Annotated in this window: 5 protein-coding genes and 1 pseudogene; 5 read left to right on the top strand and 1 reads right to left on the bottom strand. The window is 57.7% G+C overall.

The genetic code is table 11. The features are described from left to right. From ACXRVY_RS12320 to ACXRVY_RS12340, 5 genes and pseudogenes are all read left to right on the top strand, one after another. Positions 1-851, top strand: a pseudogene (locus ACXRVY_RS12320) (hypothetical protein); the annotation flags it as partial. A gap of 423 nt (positions 852-1,274) precedes the next feature. Beyond that, on the top strand, positions 1,275-1,829 hold the full coding sequence (locus ACXRVY_RS12325) for a fimbrial protein (protein ID WP_223463091.1): 555 nt from the start codon (positions 1,275-1,277) through the stop codon (positions 1,827-1,829). 173 nt (positions 1,830-2,002) lie between these two features. After that, positions 2,003-2,692 (top strand): fimbrial biogenesis chaperone, encoded by a 690-nt coding sequence (locus ACXRVY_RS12330; RefSeq protein WP_458237486.1) that lies wholly within the window; start codon positions 2,003-2,005, stop codon positions 2,690-2,692. A 37-nt stretch (positions 2,693-2,729) separates the two neighbouring features. Then, complete coding sequence (locus ACXRVY_RS12335) at positions 2,730-5,261, top strand: fimbria/pilus outer membrane usher protein (protein ID WP_458237484.1); 2,532 nt, start codon at positions 2,730-2,732, stop codon at positions 5,259-5,261. 101 nt (positions 5,262-5,362) lie between these two features. Then, on the top strand, positions 5,363-6,397 hold the full coding sequence (locus ACXRVY_RS12340) for a fimbrial protein (RefSeq protein WP_411740716.1): 1,035 nt from the start codon (positions 5,363-5,365) through the stop codon (positions 6,395-6,397). A 73-nt stretch (positions 6,398-6,470) separates the two neighbouring features. On the opposite strand, the gene ACXRVY_RS12345 is transcribed toward ACXRVY_RS12340, so the two are convergent. Further along, on the bottom strand, positions 6,471-7,494 hold a 1,024-nt coding region (locus tag ACXRVY_RS12345; RefSeq protein WP_458237485.1), incomplete at its 5' end, for a hypothetical protein.

Genomic DNA, 7,494 nt, shown 5'->3' on the forward strand with positions numbered 1-7,494 from the left:
CGCTCAGCCCGTTCGGCAGCGGCGGGGTCAATCCTTACACGTACTGCCTGGGCAACCCAATCGCGCTGCGTGACCCGACCGGGCATGAGGCGATCGGCTGGAGTGGCAGGTTGCGGCGGCCGGATGAGGACCAGACGCCTTCATTGTCAGCGGGTGGGGGCGGTGACTGGCTGGCATGGGTGTTTGTGGGTGTCGGAGCACTGTTTACCGTGGGTGCCAGCGTTGCGGCATACAAATCCGTTGTCGTCGCTACAAAATTGGCTGGGAAGGCCTTGATCTCTGCCGCTATCGGTGCTGCGCTGCTTGTAACGAGTGCGACCTTAACGGCTGCATCAACTGTCGCCCATGGATACGCCGCTGCGACCGGTGACGAGGAGGCAAACGAATGGGCAACGTATTTCGTGATTGGGGCGATGGCGACGGGGATACCCGCGATCGGCCGTGGCATTTTTGGGGCGGTGAATAAGTTCTTCACGAGGAGGGCTGCAAACTCGGCGTGGAAAGAGATGTTGGATGAGATACCCATTTACTTGGCACAACAGGCGCCCCGAGCATCCGCCGGAGCCGGAGCCGGAGCCGGAGCCGGGGCCGGGGCCGGGGCCGGGGCCGGCCTTATGATGGACGTGGGTGCACATTTTTCCCACCCTGTTGCAAAGACGCGACGAGCTAAAGAAATATTTGCAGCGTTAAAAACGCCAGACGCACAGAAACGAGCACAAAATCTGGAAAGGCTAATTGCGATTCACCGGCAACCCAGAGCTAAACCTGGATTACCGAATGGGCGTTCAAACGGACCTTCCACCAACGTCAATCAAAATGCTGCGACAAACGGTGAACAAGTTCGTTACTAACATTTAGCTAAACTTCGGCGACAGCTTATCAACTTTGTCGCCGAAGTATTTTTCCATCGCCACTTCGATTTAAAATCCGGTCACAAACAAAAAAACYCCAACACCCGCCACACCAATTTTTTTGTACGCCCTCCTTAAACATCCCTTATCAGTCATCAACATTTTTTTCTCGCAACACACTTTGAAAAGAATAATATCAATATAAACAATAATTTACCGATGAAATCGGCCAATGGCCGGCGCCAGGAATATTCCTACATACCCCGTCGAAATATCAACATAGCGATCACTGTTCTAATTCCAAAACCCCCTCTAAGATCCCTCCCGGTCATGACAACTGATCACAATCAAACCCAGTACAAGTGCTACCCATCCAAAACAACACTATGTACTAATGCGCACCAAACCAACTAAGGATTCACCATGAAAAAACATCTACTCGCACTTTCCCTGGGACTTTCTGCTGCAGTGGCAGGCACTTCCGTGTATGCAAACACCGGCACCATCCATTTCGAAGGCAAGATCAAGAACAGCACCTGCCCGATTGAAATCATCAACCCGGAAGATGGCTCTGTCGGCAATCAGGTGAAAATGGGTAGCATCGAAGCATCCCGCTTTACCGCCGTTGACCAGGAGTACAGGGGCAAGAGCTTTGCATTACGCGTAAGTGGCGGTCCCGGTTGTGGCCTTAAGCCAGCTGACAACACCGCCAAAGTCACCTTCAACGGCACTGCACATGCGGACGACAGTGATTACTTCGCGGTCACCAGCACCCCTGATGGTGCCGGAGGCGTAGCGATCTCACTAAGGGATAGAAGCGGTGCCTCGATCGCGCCGGGCACATCGTCCGTCGATTACGATCTGGCAGATACCGGTTCTACCGACATGGTATTCAACGCCTACTACCGCTCCATCACCCTGCCAGTGACAGCCGGTGCGGCTTCGGCCGACGTCCCGTTCATCGTCACCATCAACTGATAGTCACCCTGCCCTCTTGAACACAGTGCCTGAGTGCGTCGTGTTCAAGCGGCATTTCGATACGTCCGGGTGCAATGTGCTCACCCGGGCGTATGGAGTTAGATCCCATGTCCCGCATACCCCCACCACCGGTAATTTCATGGCGTGCACTGGGCGTCTGCCTGACCGTGCTCATGCTCAATGTACAGGCCCCCACCGCCCAGGCGGCTTTGACCATCGGCGCCACTCGCGTGGTATTCGACAGCGACAAGCGCAGCACCTCGGTGATAGTCGCCAACCCCAGCAACCGGCCGTTCGCCGTGCAAACCTGGGTTAACACGGCCAGTGACGATGACACCGTTGCCGTTCCCTTCATCCCGTCCCCGCCCTTGTTTCGACYCAACCCCGGCAAGGAGCAGCAAGTACAGATCAATGGACTGCCTAACATGCTGCCAAGCGATCGCGAGTCGCTGTTCTATTTCAATGTGCAGGAAATTCCTCAGGCCGACGGCAATGACAGCAATGTCCTGAACATTGCCCTGCGCACCCGTATCAAGCTGTTCTATCGCCCCGTCCAGCTCAAGGACAACCCCGTCACACGCCTCAAGGACCTGCAATGGTCGATCAAGGACCTCAATGGCCAGCCACACCTGATGGTGGATAATCCGACCCCCTTTCACGTGTCATTTGTTCGTATCGAGATGACGGGCAACGGTGAGCATCAGGCGATCAAGAACCCGGACATGGTCGAGCCGCTCAGCCGCCAGACGTTCGCCCTCAAACCAGGCAAATCCAGTCAAGGCTTGCAGGTCGTGTTCTCGGCGATCAACGACTATGGCGGCTACACCGTGCCATTGACCGTGCCAATTCAACTGGCCCCCTGAGGCAGTGCTTCCGCACTAACTGCCAGGAACCATCACCATGACTTTTTCTTTACCCGCCCGCGGGTGCGCGGCCGTGCCTGCGCGTCTGCGCCTCGCTCAGTTGCTCTTCATCGGCAGCAGCGGTGCTCTTTTGCTGGAAATCAAGCCCGCCAATGCCGCTCAGCCGATTGAATTCCAGAGCGGTTTCATGCGCCAGAGCCCGGCACATGCCAGCGACGCCGGCGTCGCGGCCCTGCGCGCCCTGACCCATGCCCAGGACTTGGGACCTGGGCGCTATTGGGTTGATATTCAGGTCAACCTGCGTTACTTCGGCCAGCGCGAAATCACCTTCGAGCCCGGTCCCGAACGCGATCGTCTGTTGCCTTGCCTTTCTCCCGAATTGCTTGAAGAGTTGGGGGTTCGGCTCGACAGCCTGGCCGACCCGACGTTGTTGCGAAGCCCATGCGTCGATCTGTTCGCACTGATCCCCGGTGCCGAGGTCGACCTGGACGCCGGCAAGCTGTTGCTGTCGATTTCCATTCCGCAAATCGCCATGCGCCGCGATGTCATTGGCCGCGTCGATCCGGAGCGCTGGGACTACGGTATCAACGCCGCCTTCGTTAATTACCAGGTGTCTGCGCAACAAGGTACCAGCCGCTATGGCGGGCGTAACACCTCTGACGATCTGTACCTCAATAGCGGCATCAATCTGGGCCCCTGGCGATTGCGCAGCAACCAGTCGATGCGGCAGGACGAAGAAGGTAAACGCGTCTGGAGCCGGGCGTATACCTATGCCCAGCGCGATCTGCCCGGCACCCATGCCAACCTGACATTGGGTGAAACCTTCACCGGCGGCGATGTTTTTCGTAGCGTGCCGATCAAGGGTGCGCTGATCCATTCGGACCTGGGCATGCTGCCCGACTCGGCCCAAGGCTATGCACCGATCATCCGCGGCGTGGCGCAATCGCGCGCCAAACTGGAGGTACTGCAGAACGGCTACCCGATTTATTCCACCTATGTCAGCGCCGGCCCTTATGAAATCGAYGATCTGAGCACCGTGGGCGGCGGCGGCGAACTGGAAATCGTCCTGACCGAGGCCGACGGCCAGGTTCGGCGGTTTACCCAGCCATACGCCACGCTCGGCAACCTGCTGCGTGAAGGTATATGGCGCTACAGCGGCGCGGTCGGACGCTACAACGCCACCGGCGACCTCGATGAGCCGCTGCTATGGCAAGGCACTCTGGCGATGGGAACCGTCTGGAACTCGACGCTGTATGGGGGCCTGATGGCCAGTGACTTCTATCGTGCCGGCACCCTGGGCATTGCGAGGGATCTGGGATCGATCGGTGCGGTGGCCCTGGACGTCACTCGATCCGACGCCGACATCGACACCCTTGACACGCAATCTGTTCATGGCATGAGTTATGCACTCAAATATGGCAAATCCTTTGCGACCAAAACCAACCTGCGTTTTGCCGGGTATCGCTATTCGACCGAGGGCTATCGGGACTTCGATGAAGCCGTTCGCCAACGCAGCGCCAGCTCGACGTTCCACGGCAGCCGCCGCAGCCGCCTGGAGACTTCGATTTATCAGCATCTCTGGACCGGTAGCGCACTGAGCCTGAGTCTGTCCCAACAGGATTACTGGCACAGCACTTATCGACAACGTCAATTCCAGTTCACCTTCAGCACCCAACTCAAGGGGGTGAGTTACAACCTGTATGCCTCCCAATCGCTCAGCGATAACCGCAGCAACCGTGAGACCGACCGCCTGTTCGGCCTGAGTGCGTCGTTGCCCCTTGATTTTGGCCATTCCAGCAACGCGACCTTTGATGTACAGCGCAACCGCGACCGCTACAGCCAGCGAGCCAGCCTCGGCGGCAGCGCCGACGACAACCGGCTTAACTACAGCGTCAGCCTGAGCAGTGATGAAAGCCGCCGGCAATCGACAGYATTGTCGGTCGGTTATCAAGCGCCCTTTGGCGCTGTCGGTGCGGGGATGACCCAAGGCCAGGATTACCGCAGCGTTTCAGTCAATGCCAGCGGTGCCGTGCTGTTACACGCCGACGGTCTCGAGACAGGTCCTTATCTGGGCGAAACCAACGCTTTGATCGAGGTGCCAGGCATCGCCGGCGTCGGCGTCATGAACGCGGCGGGCACCAAGACCACCCGACATGGCTACGCCTTGGTGCCGCATATGCAACCCTACCGGGCCAATMAGGTGGTGCTGAAGACCGACGATCTGGGGCCCGAGGTAGAAATCGATAACGGCTCCGCCCAAGTCGTCCCCAGACGCGGCGCGGTCGTCAAAGCCACCTTCCCCGCACGCACGGTCAATCGCCTGATTATTTCTGGCCGAACCGCAAAGGGCCAGCCATTGCCTTTCGGTGCTCAGGTCAGCAATGCCGAAGGCACCCTCATGGGGATCGTCGGCCAGGCCGGGCAAGTGATGCTATCCACCGGCACCGATCCTCAGACCCTCGATGTTCACTGGGGAGAGCAAGCCGACCCGCAGTGCCGGCTGAGTATCGATCCTGAGAGCATGGAGCAGGCTCAAGGTTACCGATTACAGGAACTGACATGTCTTTGAGCATGAAGAAGTCGGCCCACACCCACGGCCGCCCATCAGGAAACACCATGAAACTCAAGATGCACCGAGTGCTGCGCGCCGCCCTGCTGGCCGCCGGATGTATGCCTCCATTGGCGCTGGCGGCCAATTGCGAATGGGTCCCCGCGGGGGGGCCGACCACCATGAACTATCAGAGGAACATGGGCACCCTGTACGTTCCTCGAGACGCCCGTGTCGGCACCATTATTGGCAGCATTGATATGAGTCATTTCACGCCTAACAACGCGAACATGCTAGCAAGCTGCCGTAACGATGGTAGCCATCGTCTGGAGTTCAACGCCCGCGCCACTGCACCGATCTTTCCTGGCCCGCTGGAGCCGATCAATGGAGAGGATGTCACTGGCAAAATCCTGCAAACCAATATTGCCGGCGTGGGCGTTCGAATAAAACTGGGCTTTCCACTCAATGGCGAGGGTACCACCTCTTTCGTCCCTATCGGCCGTCCGACCGTGCCCTATGATGGATTCAACGACAAAAACATATTGACAGCCATTCAGCTCAATAGCTTGAACAATCAGGTAACACTGGTGAAAACCGGCCCTTTGGCACCCGGCCCTCACAGCCTTGATGGTAGCGAGCTGTTCAGTGGGCATATCACTGATCTGGGCAAAGCGTTCGGATATGGATTGATTGGCACCATCATTCAGGCCCAATGCAGCGTCGGCGTCAACCCGGTCAGTGCCGACCCCGTACCACTTGGGAGTTGGGACACCACTGACTTCACCGGGGAGGGCTACACCACCACGCCGGTCCCTTTCAATATCACGTTGAGCCAATGCGAGACCGATCCGCGTGTAGGTTTCGTCGCGACGGCCAATATCCGCCTCGACGGCATCCTTGGGTCAGCCCCCATCGGCCCTACCACCGACGGCGTATTCAGCCTGACAACCGATTCGGATGCCAAAGGAATGGGCATTCAGATACTCAAGGGTGATGGTTCGCCCGTGGAGCTTGCCACCGAAGTGCCAATAACCGCGATATCGCCAGGCACCACCGTGCTGAATTTCAAAGCGCGCTTCTACCAGACCGAACCCACCACTGCGGTTCGCCCTGGTGTGGCCAAAGGTGCACTGAGCTTTACCCTCACCTACAAATAAACCCAGATAAGGGGTACCCGGAACGAAGGAGCGGGTTTGTCCTGTCAGACAAACCCGCTCCTCCAATCAAGCCTCAGGCAATGAGTTGCGGGGTCAATTTTCCAAACGTCTTCCAGGTCTGCAGGCTGTCGAAACTTACCTTGACCACCACCTCAAACCCCAGATTCAGTTTGAAACGTTGCAGATCGGCCTTTGCAATCCGCCCGACAGAAATGACTGGCGCCACTTCCGGAACCCGGGAGTCGGTGAGTATCGGGATCTCGAGTTTTTGACTGTTGCTGTCGACGCCTACCACGGTGACGGTAAGGTACTGATCGGTCGCCATGAAGGTCCAGCTTGCGAGCGTGAAGTCAGCGACCCCTGTCGTGAGGCTCGCGAGGCTGAGCTTGCCGCCCGCTACCTGGGTGCATTGCACACTGGGTAAACCGGTCAGCTCTTCAACCCGTAAACTGTAATTTTGCGACTTATGCGGGTCTGTCACACCGGGCTCGATGACCTCGTAATACACCGGCAAGGTCTTGCCCAGATGCTGAGCAATCTTGTCTTTTGGAATGTTGTACTCCCTGGAACCTGCCGAGACCGGCGTATTGGTTCGAAATTCGCCGACAGTCCCTGGCGCGGCCCATTGCACGAAGGCCTCTTCACCCTCGTAAATGACTGCGTCGGACGGGATAGTGACCGTGACACCGTTGACCCCATGGCTGGGGATCAGTACACCGCTCGATGCTCCCGACGACGCCTCCTTGACTTTTGATGGTGGCAATTTGCGCGGGATTGGCGTGGCGTCGACGTCCAACTCGACGAAATCCACAGACTTGCTGACGTTGCCAGCCCGGTCTTTGATCTCGTATCGCACGTACCGCACGCCATTGCCCCGATCACGTATCAGATCTCCAGTAACGTTGAACTTAACAGGCAAGGTGTAATTGGTATCGTTAAGCTCAATGACGCCGCCAGGGTTCTCATCACTCAGTCTTACCCCCCAATGCCAAGTGATGCGGTCCCAGGGTCGGGGGGCTGTATAGCCAGGCAGTTCAACCTTTACCTGATCGCTGTTTTGCTCGAGGTAGCGGGCGGTGAGTTTATTGGGCGGGAGC

This window comes from Pseudomonas sp. P5_A2_2 (assembly GCF_054177685.1).

Coding starts and splice junctions, on each gene's coding strand:
- ACXRVY_RS12325 (WP_223463091.1), top strand. CDS start 1,275: ATGAAAAAACATCTACTCGCACTTTCCCTGGGACTTTCTGCTGCAGTG.
- ACXRVY_RS12340 (WP_411740716.1), top strand. CDS start 5,363: ATGCCTCCATTGGCGCTGGCGGCCAATTGCGAATGGGTCCCCGCGGGG.